Origin of the sequence: Marinisporobacter balticus (assembly GCF_004345705.1) — a bacterium.
GTDB lineage: Bacteria > Bacillota > Clostridia > Peptostreptococcales > Thermotaleaceae > Marinisporobacter > Marinisporobacter balticus.
The window spans coordinates 57,195-75,347 of record NZ_SLWV01000006.1 but is presented as its reverse complement, the minus strand read 5'-3'; the positions used below and the strand labels follow the sequence as shown (position 1 = coordinate 75,347).

At 31.4% G+C, this 18,153-nt stretch carries 19 protein-coding genes and 1 pseudogene; 2 read left to right on the top strand and 18 right to left on the bottom strand.

Going from position 1 to position 18,153, the window contains the following annotated elements; translation table 11 throughout:
* Positions 1–15: 15 nt before the first annotated feature.
* The 5 genes and pseudogenes from tadA to EV214_RS06535 all read right to left on the bottom strand — a co-directional run bounded on the left by tadA (position 16) and on the right by EV214_RS06535 (position 1,936).
* A complete protein-coding gene (gene tadA / locus EV214_RS06550; protein ID WP_207669636.1) occupies positions 16–468 on the bottom strand; it encodes a tRNA adenosine(34) deaminase TadA in 453 nt (150 codons plus the stop codon).
* A 78-nt stretch (positions 469–546) separates the two neighbouring features.
* Positions 547–735, bottom strand: a pseudogene (locus EV214_RS19640) (HD-GYP domain-containing protein); the annotation flags it as partial.
* 12 nt (positions 736–747) lie between these two features.
* Positions 748–1,140, bottom strand: a complete 393-nt coding sequence (gene mutT / locus EV214_RS06545) for an 8-oxo-dGTP diphosphatase MutT (protein WP_132243947.1) — start codon at positions 1,138–1,140, stop codon at positions 748–750.
* Positions 1,141–1,174: 34 nt separating this feature from the next.
* Positions 1,175–1,360, bottom strand: coding sequence for a hypothetical protein (locus tag EV214_RS06540; protein ID WP_132243945.1), 186 nt, complete (start codon positions 1,358–1,360; stop codon positions 1,175–1,177).
* 321 nt (positions 1,361–1,681) lie between these two features.
* Positions 1,682–1,936 carry a hypothetical protein gene (locus tag EV214_RS06535; protein WP_132243943.1) on the bottom strand — a complete coding sequence of 85 codons (255 nt, stop codon included), beginning with the start codon at positions 1,934–1,936 and terminating at the stop codon, positions 1,682–1,684.
* 301 nt (positions 1,937–2,237) lie between these two features.
* Between EV214_RS06535 and EV214_RS19350 the strand changes: the two genes are divergently transcribed.
* The gene (locus EV214_RS19350; protein ID WP_279233108.1) at positions 2,238–2,369 is read left to right on the top strand and encodes a hypothetical protein; all 132 of its coding nucleotides are present in this window, start codon (positions 2,238–2,240) and stop codon (positions 2,367–2,369) included.
* 169 nt (positions 2,370–2,538) lie between these two features.
* On the opposite strand, the gene rocF is transcribed toward EV214_RS19350, so the two are convergent.
* From rocF to hutG, 3 genes are all read right to left on the bottom strand, one after another.
* Entirely contained in the window at positions 2,539–3,438 is a 900-nt protein-coding gene (rocF, locus tag EV214_RS06530; protein WP_132243941.1) for an arginase, read from the bottom strand.
* A gap of 126 nt (positions 3,439–3,564) precedes the next feature.
* A complete protein-coding gene (locus EV214_RS06525) occupies positions 3,565–4,149 on the bottom strand; it encodes a TetR/AcrR family transcriptional regulator (protein ID WP_165916280.1) in 585 nt (194 codons plus the stop codon).
* Positions 4,150–4,313: 164 nt separating this feature from the next.
* The gene (gene hutG, locus EV214_RS06520; RefSeq protein ID WP_132243937.1) at positions 4,314–5,318 is read right to left on the bottom strand and encodes a formimidoylglutamase; all 1,005 of its coding nucleotides are present in this window, start codon (positions 5,316–5,318) and stop codon (positions 4,314–4,316) included.
* A gap of 195 nt (positions 5,319–5,513) precedes the next feature.
* On the opposite strand from hutG, the gene EV214_RS06515 reads away from it, so the two are divergent.
* On the top strand, positions 5,514–6,140 hold the full coding sequence (locus tag EV214_RS06515; protein ID WP_132243935.1) for a HutD family protein: 627 nt from the start codon (positions 5,514–5,516) through the stop codon (positions 6,138–6,140).
* 110 nt (positions 6,141–6,250) lie between these two features.
* Here the strand turns inward: EV214_RS06515 and EV214_RS06510 are convergent, their stop codons facing one another.
* The 10 genes from EV214_RS06510 to EV214_RS06465 form a co-directional block, all read right to left on the bottom strand.
* A complete protein-coding gene (locus tag EV214_RS06510; protein ID WP_132243934.1) occupies positions 6,251–7,003 on the bottom strand; it encodes an exodeoxyribonuclease III in 753 nt (250 codons plus the stop codon).
* 140 nt (positions 7,004–7,143) lie between these two features.
* Positions 7,144–8,319 carry an MFS transporter gene (locus EV214_RS06505; RefSeq protein ID WP_165916279.1) on the bottom strand — a complete coding sequence of 392 codons (1,176 nt, stop codon included), beginning with the start codon at positions 8,317–8,319 and terminating at the stop codon, positions 7,144–7,146.
* 116 nt (positions 8,320–8,435) lie between these two features.
* Positions 8,436–10,643 (bottom strand): sensor histidine kinase, encoded by a 2,208-nt coding sequence (locus tag EV214_RS06500; protein WP_243116575.1) that lies wholly within the window; start codon positions 10,641–10,643, stop codon positions 8,436–8,438.
* On the bottom strand, positions 10,621–11,307 hold the full coding sequence (locus tag EV214_RS06495; RefSeq protein ID WP_330571273.1) for a response regulator transcription factor: 687 nt from the start codon (positions 11,305–11,307) through the stop codon (positions 10,621–10,623). The genes EV214_RS06500 and EV214_RS06495 overlap by 23 nt, the downstream gene beginning before the upstream one ends.
* A gap of 197 nt (positions 11,308–11,504) precedes the next feature.
* A complete protein-coding gene (locus tag EV214_RS06490) occupies positions 11,505–12,392 on the bottom strand; it encodes a DMT family transporter (RefSeq protein WP_165916278.1) in 888 nt (295 codons plus the stop codon).
* A 177-nt stretch (positions 12,393–12,569) separates the two neighbouring features.
* Positions 12,570–13,727 carry a PucR family transcriptional regulator gene (locus EV214_RS06485; protein WP_132243926.1) on the bottom strand — a complete coding sequence of 386 codons (1,158 nt, stop codon included), beginning with the start codon at positions 13,725–13,727 and terminating at the stop codon, positions 12,570–12,572.
* Between the two features lie 246 nt (positions 13,728–13,973).
* The gene (locus EV214_RS06480) at positions 13,974–14,930 is read right to left on the bottom strand and encodes an ROK family protein (protein WP_132243924.1); all 957 of its coding nucleotides are present in this window, start codon (positions 14,928–14,930) and stop codon (positions 13,974–13,976) included.
* Between the two features lie 409 nt (positions 14,931–15,339).
* Positions 15,340–16,266, bottom strand: coding sequence for a phosphoglycerate dehydrogenase (locus EV214_RS06475; RefSeq protein ID WP_165916277.1), 927 nt, complete (start codon positions 16,264–16,266; stop codon positions 15,340–15,342).
* A gap of 115 nt (positions 16,267–16,381) precedes the next feature.
* Positions 16,382–17,671, bottom strand: a complete 1,290-nt coding sequence (locus tag EV214_RS06470; protein ID WP_132243920.1) for a TRAP transporter large permease — start codon at positions 17,669–17,671, stop codon at positions 16,382–16,384.
* Complete coding sequence (locus tag EV214_RS06465; protein ID WP_165916276.1) at positions 17,672–18,142, bottom strand: TRAP transporter small permease; 471 nt, start codon at positions 18,140–18,142, stop codon at positions 17,672–17,674. It abuts the gene before it with no gap.
* Positions 18,143–18,153: the final 11 nt, after the last annotated feature.

Here is an 18,153-nt window from a genome sequence, read left to right as displayed (position 1 = left end):
TTATATTACAAAAAACTATTGCTTACTTCTTAACCTTCTAAAAAATACCTTCATAATATTCGCACATTCCTCTTGTAAAACACCCCTTACCACTTCTGTTTGATGATTCAATCGATCATCTTCAGGGATATTTAAAAGAGATCCTGCAGCGCCACCTTTTGGATCCATTGTTCCTATGACAAGTTTATCAATTCTTGAAAGCATAATCGCGCCTGCACACATAGGGCACGGCTCCACCGTTACATACAAAGTACATCCCGTTAACCTCCACCCCCCTAAAAACTGCGAAGCCTTTCGAATGGCCAAAAGTTCAGCATGGGCAGTAGGGTCCTTATCTGTTTCTCTTAAATTATGTGCTCTTGCTATAATTTCCCCATTCTTTACGATTACTGCTCCAATAGGGACTTCTTCTAGTTCCATCGCTTTTTGCGCTTCTATAAGGGCTTGCTTCATATAATTTTTTCCCATTTTTATACCCCTTCAAAATAATGACATCCTATATTTCATAGGCTCTATATTATAGAATAAGACTTATTGTGTCAAGGTTTAGAGGATTTTCAAAAAATGATCCACCAAATATGGATCAAACTGTATTTTTCTAAAGCGTTTCAATTCGTTGATTGTGTCTTCTTTACTTAGGGTCTTTCTGTATGGTCTATCACTGGCCATGGTATCATATGCATCTACAATAAAAAGAATCCTACATTGAATAGGTATTTCATCCTCCTTTAGTCCGAAGGGGTATCCCTAAATACTAGCTTCCTTTTCTAACTTTTTGATGAAATAAATATCTGCTGGCGCCATATTATATTTTGTAAGTTCCTGTTTTTTTACCCACTTATAATCTGAATGATCGGTTAATATAATTTTCCCTTTTACAATTTCAGCAATATACCCTATAAGTTTGATTGTCTCTCTTTCATACGTATAGATATTTTCTCCAAAATATTTATAAATCTTTATATCTATATGCATCTCTTCCATCAACTCTCTGATTAAACTTTCCTCTGCTGTTTCTCCAGATTCTATTTTCCCTCCTGGGAACTCCCAATATCCACCTAACATCTTTTCTTCCTTCCGTTTTGCTATGAGTATTTGTTGCTGTTCATTTATGATGATCGCGGCAACTACGTCAATCATAGGTCTCCCTCCTATTCATAGTATTATTTACTACCTACGAGATGCATCTATCTATTCGTACAATGATATTGAGATTTGCAGCTTTATTAGCGCCTATCGCCTTTCTTATCCTTTCCGAGGTATTCATGACATATTTCTCTTTCCCTACTATATCATGTCTTCTTTCTAGTAGATTTATAATACTGATTACGGTATTTTTTACATTTTCTCCACTTTTCATGTTCCTTTCTATTACTCCATAAGTTATTTTACCTGTAATTTGTTCTAAATTAGTTTAGGGGGCATATAGCCTTAAAGTTTCTTTGCCTCCCATACCCATAAATTTTTTAGGTCTTTCAAATATCCCCACAATACCATAAGAAGGGTCATGGTTTCAATTCCATTATAATATAACACTTGAATATTATATGTTATGTTGCATTCAAAAAATAAAGATAGAAGGCGATTATTAAAATCACCTTCTATTTTTATTTTTTCAATAATTCTGTAGCTGTTTACGAATATACGATGATTTTGTTTTGTGCTGATATTTCAGTTTAATTTACTCATCTTCTTCTATGAAATTATGACTTGCACTTGCATCATACTCCATAGAATAGATTTTTTTTAATTCTTCTACTTTCGCTAATGTTTCATCACTAAATGGACTTTTACCTTCAAAAGCATGTAATACGATGCCTTCAAGTAAGTCTCCTAAAGATATATCAAAGTATTCTGCTAAACCCTTAAGTACTTTTACCATTTGTTTTTCCATGCGAACCCCAGTTTGAACACGTTGAACTTTGATTTTACTCATATTTTTGCCTCCTTTAAATATACTATTTTCAGTTACCTTGGTACAATTATACCACGGTAATTTATATTCGTAAAGAATTAATTGCTAATTTTTTCATATAAAAAAATTCTACAATATTTTAAATCTTTTTTAACACAGCTGACTTACAATTATAGTCTTTTAGAAATTTATATGAAAAAATATGTCAAAATCTTTCGAAATATATGGAAAAATATGATATAATGTGAAAAATAGGTATAATTACCTATTCAGTAATAACGCTTAAAATTTCAAAAGATACCTCCTAAAGGGGCTGTTAAGTATGTTAAAATTCACAAAACCAAATAGAATATGTTTTATTGGAAAATCAACAGAGTTATTAGTATTCTTAAAACATCTATCAATTACTTATCCCAAAATAAAAGATATAAAACAAGCTAAGTATTATAATTAACATAAATTCTTAAAAGCCTATTACATTGTGAACCAATAATCGAGCTAACGCGCGTATTTCTAATACTACTCTAAACCGAATAGGTACTATGCTTTTGGAACAGAATATTTTATAAGTAAAAACTCTGTTTTCCTCAAATATAAAAGAAAACAGAGTTCATAAAAAATTTCTATCTCATATGCTTAAACGTCCAATCTAATAAATCAATCGCTAAATCAGCCGTAACATCGTCTTTATCTAATAGTGTATTTAACTCCACCAAATCCATAGATTTTACTAACTTTGTTTCAACAATACTTTTTATAAGTACTTTTGTTTCTTCAATATTCATACCTTCGCTTACAGGCGTACCTGTGCCAGGCACATATTTTGAATCTATAAAGTCCATATCAAAACTAAGATGTACAGCTTCAATATTTCTATCTTTAATCTCTTGCACAATCTCATTCACTAGATTTTCTAGACCCTTTTCTCTAATTTTTTCTGGTGAATATACATTAAGATTTTTTTCCTTTATTAATGCTTTTTCTCCATCATCTAAATCTCTCGCACCTAATATAAAAACATTTTCAGGAGAAACTTTTTGTCCTTCAAAGTAAACGTTCACTAAATCATGATATCCAAGCCCCATAGCCTCAGCTAAAGGCATCCCATGAATATTTCCACTGCCGCTCGTATCCTGTGTATTGATATCTGCATGGGCATCCATCCATATGACCGCAAAATTCTTGTATGCTTTGCTAACGCCAGATATACTTCCAAGTCCAACAGAATGATCTCCACCTATAATCAGTGGAAAACTTTCAGCTTTTAAAGATGTATATACCATATGGGCAAGATTGGTATTTACCTCTACAATTTGTTGTACATATTTTAAATTATGATGTGCATAAAATTTATTATATTCTTTCGTCTCTGGTACATTCAGGTTTCCAAGATCATAAATCTTATGATTGTGCTTACTTAAAACCGATACAACCTGCTTATCTCTTAGTTTCGCTGGCGCATATTCAGGACCTCTTTTATCCGCTCCATAAAAAATAGGTACTCCAATCAAATTAATATCCATATAATAAATTCGCCCCCTTCTAATTTTTTAGTACTTACAGAAATATATTTTTTTAAAAAAATAAGTGTTGAAATATATATAAATCAAACTATATAGATTCATTAGAAAGACTAGATTCACTTTTTCTTAATCAATATTTATAATTCCAGTCCAAAATACATTCCAAATACTATCTAATCTTGTTTTATATGCATCTCTTCCATAATAATGAAGTTCTACAAACACTCCATCGATTAAGCAGTAAAAAGCTGCTAATAAATTCTTTATGTTATTTGATTTAATAATGCCATTTTCAATACCTTCCTCAAAAATAGACGCTAATATACCATTCGAAACGTTTTCATACGTAATAAATTTCATTTTAATACTTTCTGATAAAGCTACAGGTGAAAATAACATCGCTCTTTTCCAGAAAATTGTGTCTACTTTATTTGTCTCATTTTTTTCATAATAAAATTGGAACATACTGTATAATTTTTCCTCAACTTTATAATTTTTAATCTCTTGTGTAAGTTTTTTCATACGCGCAATCTCATCATTTAAAATATCATCAAAAATAGTCATGAATAAATCTTCCTTAGATTTAAAATGATAATATATAGAAGCTTTTTTCATGCCAACGCCTTCTGCAATAGCAGATAAAGAAGTTCCTTCATAACCGTTCTTCGCAAATAAATTTAATGCCACCAATTTAATTTTATTGATACTCACAACATCTCCCCTTTTTTTACCTGCCGTTCGGTAGTTTAATTGTAAAATAAAAATATGTCTAAGTCAATATACATTTATAAAAACAATAAATACCAGCAAGAAATTCATATCTTACTAGTATTTATTATTTATGTTCATAAAACTCCTTTTTCTCTGAAAAAGTATCAGCTGTACATTTCAGCTAATGTATTAATTACTGAGAAAATTAATGTTGATGCCAAATTTGCCGTTTTCTCATCTTGGTCAAATCGGGGTGAAACTTCGGCAATATCAAAACTTACTACTTTATTAGATTTTAAGATATACTCAAGAATCTTTAATACCCTTTCAGGATTTAGTCCTGTAGGTTGTGCAGCACTTACCCCTGGTGCATACGCCGAAGAAAATACATCTGTACAGATTGTGACATAAATATGCTCTTGATCTTTAATAAATCCATCTAATTTTTTTAATATAGTATGCAATGGATAGTCAAGCACATCATCTTCTAAAATATACTGTACGCCAAGACTATCTGCTGTTTTGAATAAGTCAATCGTGTTGCCACGTTTTTGAACACCCAAACAAAAGTACGAATAATCAAGTTCCTTTTCTTTACATTGATCTGCTATTTGTCTAAACATTGTTCCTGAGCAAGCACCATCTGGATAGGGCCTAATATCAAAATGTGCATCAAAATTGACAATGCCTATTTTAGGCTTATTCCTATTTTTTTCTAAATAGTTTAATACCCCATTATAATTTCCAAAAGCAACTTCATGCCCACCCCCTAAGACAATTGGAAAAAGATTTAAGCTTAATATTTTTTCCACCGCTTTTGAAAGCACGCTTTGACTTTCCTCTAATGTACAATTTTCACAAAATATATCCCCTGCATCAAAAAGTTTTACGTCCTTAGTAAAAGAACAAGGTAGACTCGCTAATTTTTTTCTAATGCTATAGGGACCTTCAGCAGCTCCAACTCTTCCTTTGTTAAGCTTCACCCCTTCATCACAACAAAAACCAATAAAAGCAAATCCTATTTTACACGTATAGGGTTCTAAATGATCTTTTCTTAAATCAATTGTTTCAATCCATTGATGCCATCTGAAGGCATCATAATTACTCTCACTATCTACTCTTCCTTGCCAAACTTTTTCATCTGTAATTTTGTAATTTATATTAAACATGTTGACCTCCTACGGTGTACAATTCTTTAACTCAACATTATTATAATCGTATTGAGGAAATAAATAAATATAAAAATTGTTATAAGTGCATAAAATCTTTCCCTTGGTACTAATCCATATTTTTTTAAACTCTTTAGTATAACAATCAACATGCTATAATAAAATTACGATAAAACATAAAAGAGGAGGATCACAATGTTCTATTCTATTGAAATCATTAGAAAAAACGAACAAAAAACAAGTACATGGTCTGGGGGAACAACAACACAGCTCTCGATTTATCCAAAGGATGCTGTTTATAGCGAACGTAATTTTAAATGGCGCATTAGTTCTGCTAAGGTTGAGATGGATGAATCCGTATTTACACCACTTCCAGATATTTGGAGATTCATCATGATCCTTGATGGAGAAATACATCTTGAGCATGAAGGGCATCATTCTATTTCTTTAAAACCCTTTGAACAAGATAGCTTTAGTGGCACATGGATCACTAAAAGTTTTGGAAAGGTAAAAGATTTTAATTTAATGATAACTGAACGCTGTAATGGAAAAATACAAGCTATTTCGCTTACAAAAGAAGAAAGTATGGAAATAATGGATATGCATGATTTATATACAAATGATTTTTTTGTATCCACAGAAAGTTTTTATTGTGTAGATCATCCTGTACATATTATGATTGATCAAAAAGAAGCGGTTGTTCTACAGACAGGAGATTTGTTGCTTATCCATATAAAAAATCACTCTAAAAGGTTACCCCTTTGTATTTTTAATAAGGGAAATAATTCTACTCATGTCATAAGGACAAGTATTGTTTATTAATTAAAGCTTCATTAAAATAATGTTCTATATTCACCTCGAATGTTCCTATAGAACATTGTTTTTTATTTCACTTTTATATTTTTCATCTCAATCCAATGTTCTTGTTCATACTATTTTAGTTCTAAAAATACAGGGCAATGGTCACTTCCCATAATCTCTGGATGAATCTGTGCATCTTTCATACGTTCTTTCAGTCTTTCTGATACAATAAAATAGTCGATTCTCCATCCAGCATTTCTCTCTCTTGCTTTTCTCATATAGGACCACCAAGAATAGACTTCTTCTTTATCTGGATAAAAATATCTAAAACTATCTACAAATTGTGCAGCTAATAATTCTGTCATTTTCCCTCTCTCTTTATCTGTAAATCCTGCACTTTTATGATTTGTATTTGGATTTTTTAAGTCAATTTCTTTATGGGCAACATTTAAATCTCCACAAAGAATAACAGGCTTCATTGCATCTAATTTTTTAAGATACTTTCTAAAATCATCTTCCCAATTCATTCTATAATCTAATCGTTCTAGCTCTCTTTTAGAATTGGGTGTATATACATTCACCAAGAAAAATTCATCAAACGCTAGGGTAATGACACGCCCTTCTTGATCATGTTCTTCTATATCCACGCCATAATTCACAGACAATGGTTTTTTCTTTGTAAATATAGCTGTGCCGGAGTACCCTTTTTTGACCGCATAGTTCCAATATTGTTCGTACCCTTTTAAATCAAGGTTAATTTGTCCCTCTTGTAGTTTTGTTTCCTGCACACAAAATATATCTGCATCGATCGCATTAAAATAATCCAAAAATCCCTTTTTTACACACGCTCTTAATCCATTGACATTCCATGATACAAACTTCATTTGATTTCCTCCTGCATTCATTCATATTTAATCATTTTCGCTATAACAATTATACCAATAAAAGATTCAAAGAAATCCTTTAAAGTTTCTGTTATTTAAATTCAAAAAAATATTTCGTACAAAGTATTGTTTTTATGCACCTAATCCCCTTTTAACCTCTTACTAAATAAAATGGTTAGATAAGATACGATAAATATTATAGCTGCTATTACAAATAGTATTTTAGGGTATATATCTAATAAAGTTCCCGCAAACAAAGATCCTCCAACCATTCCCATAGAGTTAGCCGAATTTTGAAGACCCATGATTTTACCATGCTCATTTTTACTTAAGTTGGATACCATTGTCTGTAATAATGGCTTAAACATGGAAATAAAAAATATAAATACGATAAATATAACCATTGAAAGAGTAGAAAATAGATTATCGATCATTGCAAGAATTATAAGCGTAATACCCGTAACTAATAATACATATTGAAGTGATTTTTTATCCCCATATTTTCTTGATACCTTTGGCGTTAAATAAACATTAGCTATCATACCTATAGTACCTGTAAAAGCCATATAATATCCTATTTGCAAAGGATTTAAACTTAAATATTTCTTTAGGAAATAGTTTATACCTGTAGAATAGGCAACGAATGAAAATGATGTTAATAACACCACTAAAAGTAACGTTCCTAAAGCCATAGGCATATATTGCTTAAAATCATTTTTAATTTGAAATATAAGATGTTTTGATGATTTCTTTATAGAATCAACCTTTACATTACTTTCTGGCAAGAAGAAATATACCATGATACCATGTATAACCAATCCTAGTGATTGGAAAACAAAAGCATTATGATAATCATTTGCCCCTATATAGCCCCCTAATAGATATCCTAATGACACGCCAAATCCTGTTATGGCTGTATAATAAGATATAGCTTTCCCTCTATTTGTATGATCTGTTTCATCAACGATATAAGCTACCGCGTTGGTAAATATGGATGCGGCAAACCCACCACCCAAAACTCTAAATATGATGATCATCATTGGAGATGTGGAAAAACCAAATCCTATTTGAGCAAGTCCATAACCAATAGAGGGTCCACATATAAACAATTTTCTATTTTTATATTTATCTGATAAACTCCCCCAAATAGGTGACATAGTAAAACTAGCTATGGACATAGAAGCAAACATGATTCCATACATAAGTGAAGACATATTCAAACTCACAACAAGTTCTGGTGTAACAGGATGTGCCGTATTTGCTAACATACTCATCAAAAACATTGTAACAATTAAATAGGTTGTTTTCTTATTCAAAATAAGCACCTCAATGATTAAAGTTTTATCATCACATTCTACCATATAATAGTAAATATTAACACCATGAACAAAGGTAACACCCGTTGTGTTACCTTTATGATCGCCCCTTTTATTTATTTATTTTTTACTTTTGGAAATGATATCGTCAATTTAAACAAATCTCCATCTATAACGATCGTTAGTTCTCCATTTTGAAGTTGCATAATACTTTTAGCAATTGCAAGTCCAAGCCCTGACCCTTCCGTATTCCTTGATTTATCTCCCCTTGCAAACCGTTCTGTAATCTCTGTTGGATCAAAATTCATTTCATAAGCTGAAATATTCTTGAATATAAAACTCACTTCTTTTTCAGCTTCTAAAACATCTACATATACTCTTGAATAGGGTAGTGCATATTTTAAAATATTGCTCATAATATTTTCAAAAACTCTATATGTCCTTCTCCCATCTAACTCACAAATCACCTTATTTTCTGATAGATTCATTTTCATTTGAAGGGTACTTTGATTGATTTTTTCTTCTAATTCTCCTAAGGTTTGCCGAAATAAAGCAATCACATCTACCTTTTCTAAATGAAGATCAATATTTCCGCTACTCGCCTTACTTGCCTCAAATAAATCCTCGATCAGTACCTTTAACCGTTTCGATTTTCTATCAAGAATACCTATATATTCCTTTTGTTTGTCATCTGTAATTTTTTCATTTTTCAGTAAATCAACATAGGTAATAATCGATGTAAGCGGTGTTTTAAGATCATGGGAAACATTTGAAATCAACTCTGTTTTCATCTGTTGACTTTTTATTTCTTTATCAATTGCTACTTTAAATCCATCTTTAATATTATTTAAATTTTCACAAATAGAAGTAAATATCCCCATATCTTCATTAAAAATAATATCGAAATCACCTTGGGCTAATTTGCTACTAGCATCATTTAAAGCCTTAATCTTAAGAATAAATTTCAATAAATATTGAAATAAAAATACTGTATAAACAATCCCTAAAAAAAGTCCAAAAGGTCCAAATAATGCAATGATCCATAATGCGGTTAAATTGATTCCTAATACGATCAAAAGCTTTTTATGAATATCCTTCTTTACATCGATCTTCATTATATCTTGGAAAAATATTTTTGATTTTTTTAGGAAATAAAAACATATTTTTCCGAAAATACTGTTTTCAATAAACCCTTTCTTAAATCCTGTATAATAGATATTCTTTATATAAACAATGCTTAAGTAAATCAATAAGTACAATATAAAGGTTATGGGAATTCCTATCATATAAAAATACCTATTTATATAATAGATCATATCCATAAAGCTAGACCATCCATCTATCCCATTATTAAAGAAATATTCCCCACCCATACAAACACAACCAATAAGTCCAATCCATATAAGTCCCTTAAGTTCTAAAAACATTTTATTAAAAAGCCTGCAAATAGATATTCTTCTCTGTAGATCATAAGGGATCGAAAAAGCCATAATGCTTAAAATAATAATACTTACTGCACCTATTGCTAAAATGAATATGCCATATGAAAGCATATGGAAATTCTTCATGTTATAAATAAATATATCTTGATAACTTTCCAAATTTTTTGGAACAACATATAGAATATCTAAATTGGCATATTCCAGTTTCTTTTCATTTCTTAAATTTAATCCATCTATAAATGCAGCTTTATTAAATTTGTCATTTAGTGAACTTTCTATTTTAGGATTGCCCTTTCCATCTATTATCATATGCATATAAAACTGACTGTTCTTGATTTGCTCTTGTAATGCATTTTCTGTAACATCTGATAGATTACTTATACGGATTGTTTGATCCTTATTGTGCATATAATACTTAATACTTTTTAGATCTTCATATCTATAATTATACCAATCCGTATCTTCTAACTTTGATTCTTTTAAATGTCTTGTTAGACTGGTCAATGTATAAACAAAATCATTGCTCTGTATATAAGTTTCTACATTCTCTTCTGTATTAAATATGCGTTCCCTCATAGGTGCATAACTTCCTACTGAAACTACTGCAAATATTAAAATCATCAGTATTGTCACAAAAGCTGATGCCATAAATTTATTCTGCTGTTTTTTTATTTTTTCTTTATTCCTATTTTCCTTTATGTATTCTTTTTCATCTTCTTGATTGTAATTTTCTTTCACTTCTTCATTTTTATTAATTATTTCTTGATCCTTTATTCGCTTAGTACTTCCTTCCTGTTTCTGTTCTTCATATTCCTTATGATTTTTATCATGATTACTTTTATTTTTATCATCCTCTATATTATTGTTCAAATTTGTATCCAATCCCCCACACCACCTTTAAGTATTTTGGTTCTTTCGGGTTAATCTCAATTTTTTCCCGAATCCTTCGTATATGGACTGTCACTGTATCTGGATTATAAGCTGGTTCTTTCCATACCTTTTCATATATTTCTTCTATAGAAAACACCCTATTTGGATGATTCATGAGTAAATAAAGAATCTTATATTCTAGCGGCGTAACTTTTACCCCTTCCCCATCTATTAACACCTCTTTACTTTCATCATTTAGCTCAACGCCGCCTATTTTTATCGTATTTTCTTTCATCACTGTAGGATTTGAATAACTTGTATATCTTCTAAGATTTGAATTCACTCTTGCTAATAATTCCATTGGATTAAAGGGTTTTGTAATATAATCATCTGCTCCTATATTTAGTCCCCATATTTTATCCATATCCTCTGACTTTGCAGAAAGCATAATAATCGGCACTGTACTTTTTTCTCTTATTTTGATTGTAGTACTTGTACCATCTAGCCTTGGCATCATAATATCTATAATCACTAGATGAATTGCTTCTTTTTCAAAAATTTCTAACGCTTCTTTCCCATCATATGCCTTAAAAACATGATAATTTTGGTTTCTTAAATAAACCTCTATCGCATCTGTTATTTCTTTTTCATCATCAACCACTAATATATTGTACATATGCATATTTCACTCCTAAACCTTTTGAGATATCTCTTATAGCTATATTAGCATATATTTTCTAAGATTTTACTATTATAATTCTTACAACTTTCTTAAGGAAAAAGAAAAAAACATCTTACACGATCGTAAAATGTTTTTTCTTTTTATTCAAAAGGGGAGAAATTAACATTGTTTATTTTACCTTTGCAATTATTTCACTCTGCTTGAATACGCCTAGCTATTTTCTTCATACACATACCCATGTTTGGCATACCCACGCCAATAACAATAACCACAGAACCAATTACTGCTTGTAATCCTATCATTTCAGATAAAAATATCCATCCAAATAAAGTTGCAAAAATTGGCTCTAATGTATAAATCAACACGATATTCGTGGCAGGAATATATTTCTGTGCTATATTCGCCGATAAATATGTCAAAGCCGTACATACGATACCTAAAAACAACATCCTGCTCCAAGCTTCTGAAGACAAATGTATCGTTGGTGTTTCTATCATCAAAGATTCAATCAAGCTCAAAAACCCAACAATAACAATCTGAATCGCTGCAATTACCTTCGCATCATATTTTTTAACATATTCTTCAACTAAAATAATATAATACGCTAAAATAATTGATCCAATCAATGTCATCAAATCACCAAAATTAATGTTCCCTTGATGCCCTTCTAATGTGACTAATGCAAGCCCAATAATAGCTAAACAAGTGCCCACCCAAATAAGCGGAGGCTGCTTTTGTTTTCGTATACACGTTACGATAAAAGGTACAAAAACAACACTGGTACCCACAATAAATGCATTTTTAGCAACGGTTGTATATTTTAATCCTATGGTATGAAATGTAAAAGCAAAAAATAGAACAGTTCCTGTGATAGTTCCTCCAATCCATTGTTCGCGTGTAATCTTTCTATATCCTATTAGAAATAATAGGATCGATAACAAACCTCCACCCATCAAGAATCGAATAGCCATAAAATTGAATATTTCAATATCATTCAGTATTGGCTTCGTTAAACTAAACGATAACCCCCACATTGCTACAATTACAATCATAATGATTTCTGCATTCCCTCTTTTCATACGCGCCCCCTCCTCTTTGTACTCATTTATTGTATAAAGTTCGCTTACTACTCCACAATCATTATATAGTATTGCTATGCAATCGAGCATTTCAATTCATACAAAAAAAGTCTCCGCAATTTGTACAATATACAAACTACGCAGACTTTGGAAAACATATTCTCATTTCTTATCTCCTTATATCAACTTTGAATGAATTAGGTGCAAACGAATCGCTATGGCTAATGTTTCATAAGTCATGCTTTTAAGCTGTGTATTGTCTACGATTTCATTGATTTTTCGAATACGATAACGTATTGTATTCGTATGCTGAAATAATTTTTTAGATGTATTTTGTATATTGCCTCCACTTTCAACATAAGCAATGGCAGTATTTAAAAGATCTGTTCCTTTATTCTGATCATAAGAAATAAGTTTATCAATCTTTCTCCTATAAAATGCATACGCCCATGGATCATTAATGATGGGAATCAATAATTGGTAAATACCCATATTTAAAAATGTAGCTTGTTTCATATTATAAAGGGATGCAAAATCATACGCATATTTACTTTCGTCAATAGCTCTGCCTAAAGCACCCAAATCATTTTTAATCTCACTCATTCCCAATCGATACTTACCCTCTAATAGCCCCGATGCTTTCAATGCTGATTCAGAAACTTTTTTGATATATTCTTTTTTCTCATTATCATAGGTTGCAATGACTAAATATCCGTTTCTATACGAAATAACCAAGCCACTGTCTCCTAAAAAATTACTGAGGTTGTTTGGATTAAATAGCCCTGTATTATTCCCTCCATGATTTTCTGTTTCTCGTGCAAAGTAAACAATATGATTTTTCTTGAAATTCCTGTTAATCTCATAAGCAAGATCCCTTATGCGGAATTCATTCAAATTGCTCCCTGAAATTTGGTCAATCATCAATTTGATATGTTGTTCATGATTTTGAATATTAATCGCTTTATCAATCTCTAGAATAAGGGTCTCAACATAAGTTTCATCAAATAAGAACAACGGCAATCTATGCTTATGGGCTAATTCGATCGCTTCTTTCGGGATCTCCTTAAAATAGATGGTCTTAATTGCAAAACATGCTGCTTGTGCATCAATCAAATGTTTTACAAAATCAATAATTTTTTCGGGTTGGTCCCGAATGGCAAGTAGATTACTAAAAATAAATTCGCCACTTTGAACGATATCTCCAACTTGTTCCGCAACCTCATGATCCAGTATTCCAGCTCTAGTTATTTTTCGATCTAATCCATTCATACCTGCAACGAGCCTAAATCTTTTTAATGCATCTAATTTTAACGCTTCATGAACTGTTAATGCCATTTGTTCACTCCTTGAATAGTAATCAATCGTATTATATAGATGGTTTTATATAACATTTTATATACATTCCCGTACCTTGTACATTATACACGCCTAAGTCAGTAGGGACAATTAAAGCTTCTCCATGCACAAGAACCACCCTATTTTCTGCAATTCTTTCTAAACTAGAAATTTAACCATATTTCTCTTTTAGTCTGCTTCCTCCCCATAGGTAATCCTTCATTGAAGGCGATAATTTTAGCAACATTATAATTTCACCCCTAACATAGCTGCGCCAATTAAACCTGCATGATTTCCGAGTTCTGCTATTTTTATTTCTGTTTGTTTTCTTCCGAAACGTCCAAAAACCCTTGAACTTACATATTTTTGTATGTAATCGGTCATCCACTTCCCTTGTTGAGATATCCCTCCACCAATAGCGATAATCTCAGGTTGAAATGCATTAATAATATTTCCTATTCCTTCTGAAAGATATACCATATATACATCCACCACGCCCTTAGCTGCCATATCCCCTTTTTCATTCGCATCAAAGGCAACTTTACCATCTACTTTCCTTATGTCCCCTTTAACGAGTTGCCACATGATGCTATCTTCATTTTTTTCCATTGCTTCTTTGGTAGATAATATAAGTCCCGTTGCAGATGCATAGGCTTCAAAGCAACCTTTCCTTCCACACGTACAAGCTCTTCCATTTAATTGTAACACTGTGTGTCCTATTTCAGCACCAGCATAATTAAATCCCTCAATGATTTTACCATCAATAATAATTCCTGATCCAATACCCGTACCCAATGTCATGGCAACAAAACTTTTACATCCTTTCCCAGCGCCAGCCATATATTCCCCTAAAGCAGCTACATTGGCATCATTTCCTGATAATACTTTTTTACCAACCAAATCCTCAATAATTTGATTGATTGGTTCATCATATAAAGCTAAATTATTAGAAAAAACTATTTTCCCTTGCTCTGGATCAATCATTCCTGGACATCCTACTCCAATATACGGAATATCATTTATTGTCAAATTTGATTGTTTAATCGCTTCAAAACACAAACTTGCTATATCTTTTCCAATTTCTAAAAAACTTCTAGGCGCCTTTGTCTTGCTGGTAACTCGTGCTATTATTTTATAGTTCTCATCAACCACACCTGCTATAATATTTGTCCCCCCTAAATCAACACCTAAATAATAATTCATTCTTTTCACCTCTTATTCATTTTTTATATTGTATTTTAAAATTATGTTAATAGCTTTTGAATGATTCCATAAAAGTTCTTAAATAATTCAGATCTCTAATTTCTTTCGTTTTTCCTGTCTCTATCTACTGCGAAGAACACATTCGATTTAATTTGTGCATCCTTTTTGCGTTATTTATTTTAATTGTATCATACAATGTTTCAAAGAAAATCGTAATTATGTTTACTTTTAAGTAATATCTTTGGATATATTTCTACAAAAAAAACTACTTTCCTTGGATTTTAAGGAAAACAGTTTTTTATGGGGTCACTCTAAAAAATAACCTTACTTAAATTTCATTCCATGTATGCACCTTTCATAGACAATACAGCACGTTTACGATAAAGCTTTAATACCCCTCTATCATCTTTTACCCTAAGTAGTCAATAACGTTTTTTGCTGCTAAAATATCCATATTTATAAATACTTCTTTCGTAAACGTTCCAACATGTGGTGTTAATACGACATTATCATATTTTCTAAGTGGTGAATCCATTTTTGGCTCCACATCAAAAACATCAATTGCTGCAAAAGATATCCGTTTTTCCTCTAGGGCTTTGCATAAATCTTCTTCATTCACAACAGGGCCTCTAGCTGTGTTTATGAGTATCGGTTGCTTTTTCATAAATTTCATTGCATGATAATCAAACATATTGGCAGTAGTTTCTGTTAAAGGCACATGAATACTTATCACATCTGAATGCTTAAGTAGTTCTTCAAAGGAAACATATTCTATTTGAAGTGCATCATCTAGTTTAGGTTTTCTCGTATAGTTTGTATATATTATTTTCATATCAAAGGCTTTTGCCTTTCTTACTACTTCTTTTGCAATATTCCCCATTCCAACAATCCCGAGAATTTTTCCTTCTAAACTATTGCCTAATTGCTTATTCCAATTACCCTTTTTCATTTCCTGGTTTGATTCATGAATTTTTCTATGAATTTGAAGTATATATGCCATTACTAATTCAGCAACTGGCTTTTCTACAACTCCTAGGGTTCTTGCAACATTTATCCCCTTTTCCTTGGCATATTTAACATCAACAGAATCTACCCCCACACCTCTTCTTGCGATGATCTTTAGGTTTGGTGCATGATCCATAACTTTTTTATTGATTTTTTCTAAATCACAAATAATCGCATCAGCATTCGCTATGATTGTAATCAACGCATCCTCTTCTAAAAACTTCTTATCTTGATTTGAAATAACTTCAAATCCAGCTTCTTTTAAGATCCTTTCTCCTTCATCTGAGAATCTACCAAAAAACTCAGACGTTATAGCAACCTTTTTGCTCATAACTTTTCCTCCTACTTTTACTATACTCCGCTGTATTATAATAATCATCCATAACACATGCTATAGATAAGCAACGTTAAAATTCGATTTTTAAGTTGTTTGTCTATAACTCTTTTTAAAATAAATTAGGCTGCATCTTTTGCGGAATAAAGAAAGCAATATTTGGAAAAAACGCAACAAAGATTAAAACTACAAGGATCACTAAAATAAATAAAGCTGTGGTTTTAAACGATTTTTCAATGGATAGCTCTCCAATTTGAGCTGCTATTAATAAACATAATCCATAAGGTGGTGTTACAAGACCAATCGCTAAAGTAATGATTGTAACAATCCCTAAAAGGATTGGACTAATCCCTAATTTTAATGCAGTTGGCAATATAACCGGTATAAATAGAATCATAGCTGGAATAGCATCCATAAACGTTCCAATTAATAAGAAGAATACAATCACAATCGACATAAATAACCATTTTTGTGTAATATAAGTTGTGAAAAACTGTTCTGCTATTGTTGCAATCTGATAATATCCTAACAATTCACCTAGCGCACTTGCTGCAGCGAGTGCAAATAATGATAGGCAACTTAGCGTTAAGGTCTCCACTAAAATATCTGGTATATCTTTTAATTTCAACGTTTTATAAAAAAACATACTGATTAAAAAAGTATATAGCGAGGCAAAAGCTGCCGCTTCTGTTGCCGTATAAAATCCTGTAATAATCCCTCCAATAATAATAATAGGTGTTAACAAAGCTGGAAATGATTCACAAAATAATTTAAACAACTTCTTTAATGAAGCTCTCTCATATTTGGGATAGCCTTTTTTTATAGCCAATATATATACAACCAACATCATGCCTAAGCCAATAAGAACACCCGGAACAATCCCAGCAATGAATAAAGAGCTAATAGAAGCATTGGTCAGTCCTGCATAAATAATCATAGGAATGCTTGGTGGTATAATAACCCCTATGGTTGAAGATGCAGCTGTTACACCTACTGCTGTCTCTTTATCGTATCCTGATTCTATCATATTTGGTATTAAAACCTTCCCAACCCCTGCAGTATCTGCTTGTGATGCACCAGAAACCCCTGCAAAAATCATTGATACAAGTATATTTGCATGGGCCAATCCCCCTCTTACATGTCCTACTATAGCAATAGAAAAATTAATCAATTTTTGAGATATTTGTCCACGATTCATAAGATTTGCAGCCAATATAAACAAAGGTACTGCTAATAAAACAAATGAATTGAGTCCATTAAACATTTTGGTTACAACTGTAACTGTTGGTATATATGGTGCTGCTGAAATACCTAATAGTGCTATGATTGCTATTACAAATGCGATGGGTACGCCAATACTCATAAATAAAATAAATATGCCAATTAAAATAAACCCTAGCATTTATTCAACCCCTTTCATTTCTTTTACACCTTCAATAATATGTCCCATCATGTATATAGCCATGGTTATTCCCATAATCGGTATACAAAGCCATACATATCCCATTTTGAAGTTTTGTATAGCTACCCATCTATAATTCCAAAAACTTTTTGTAGCGATAATACCATAGTAAGAAACAAACACATTAAAAATTAATAGTATGCTATCAACAGTAATATCTAAAAATATTTTCTTTTTCCCTTTTATCTTTTGAGAAAGTAAATTAAATCTAAAGTGGCTTTTACGATTTACCATAACAGCTGCGCCCATAAATATTGCCCATATAAATGAATAGTTTGCTATTTCTTCCGTCCAAATAACAGATATACCTGCATATCTTGAAAATACTTGAATCAATATTGCAAGAAAAAAAATAGATAATGCCACTACGCCCATACGCAATTGGATCTTTTCAATAGTTTTAATAATCATTTTTTTAAATT

Coding starts and splice junctions, on each gene's coding strand:
- tadA (WP_207669636.1), bottom strand. CDS start 468: ATGGGAAAAAATTATATGAAGCAAGCCCTTATAGAAGCGCAAAAAGCG.
- mutT (WP_132243947.1), bottom strand. CDS start 1,140: ATGATTGACGTAGTTGCCGCGATCATCATAAATGAACAGCAACAAATA.
- EV214_RS06540 (WP_132243945.1), bottom strand. CDS start 1,360: ATGAAAAGTGGAGAAAATGTAAAAAATACCGTAATCAGTATTATAAAT.
- EV214_RS06535 (WP_132243943.1), bottom strand. CDS start 1,936: ATGAGTAAAATCAAAGTTCAACGTGTTCAAACTGGGGTTCGCATGGAA.
- EV214_RS19350 (WP_279233108.1), top strand. CDS start 2,238: ATGTTAAAATTCACAAAACCAAATAGAATATGTTTTATTGGAAAATCA.
- rocF (WP_132243941.1), bottom strand. CDS start 3,438: ATGGATATTAATTTGATTGGAGTACCTATTTTTTATGGAGCGGATAAA.
- hutG (WP_132243937.1), bottom strand. CDS start 5,318: ATGTTTAATATAAATTACAAAATTACAGATGAAAAAGTTTGGCAAGGA.
- EV214_RS06515 (WP_132243935.1), top strand. CDS start 5,514: ATGTTCTATTCTATTGAAATCATTAGAAAAAACGAACAAAAAACAAGT.
- EV214_RS06510 (WP_132243934.1), bottom strand. CDS start 7,003: ATGAAGTTTGTATCATGGAATGTCAATGGATTAAGAGCGTGTGTAAAA.
- EV214_RS06495 (WP_330571273.1), bottom strand. CDS start 11,307: ATGTACAATATATTAGTGGTTGATGATGAAAAAGAAATAACAGATGCG.
- EV214_RS06490 (WP_165916278.1), bottom strand. CDS start 12,392: ATGAAAAGAGGGAATGCAGAAATCATTATGATTGTAATTGTAGCAATG.
- EV214_RS06485 (WP_132243926.1), bottom strand. CDS start 13,727: ATGGCATTAACAGTTCATGAAGCGTTAAAATTAGATGCATTAAAAAGA.
- EV214_RS06480 (WP_132243924.1), bottom strand. CDS start 14,930: ATGAATTATTATTTAGGTGTTGATTTAGGGGGGACAAATATTATAGCA.
- EV214_RS06475 (WP_165916277.1), bottom strand. CDS start 16,266: ATGAGCAAAAAGGTTGCTATAACGTCTGAGTTTTTTGGTAGATTCTCA.
- EV214_RS06470 (WP_132243920.1), bottom strand. CDS start 17,671: ATGCTAGGGTTTATTTTAATTGGCATATTTATTTTATTTATGAGTATT.
- EV214_RS06465 (WP_165916276.1), bottom strand. CDS start 18,142: ATGATTATTAAAACTATTGAAAAGATCCAATTGCGTATGGGCGTAGTG.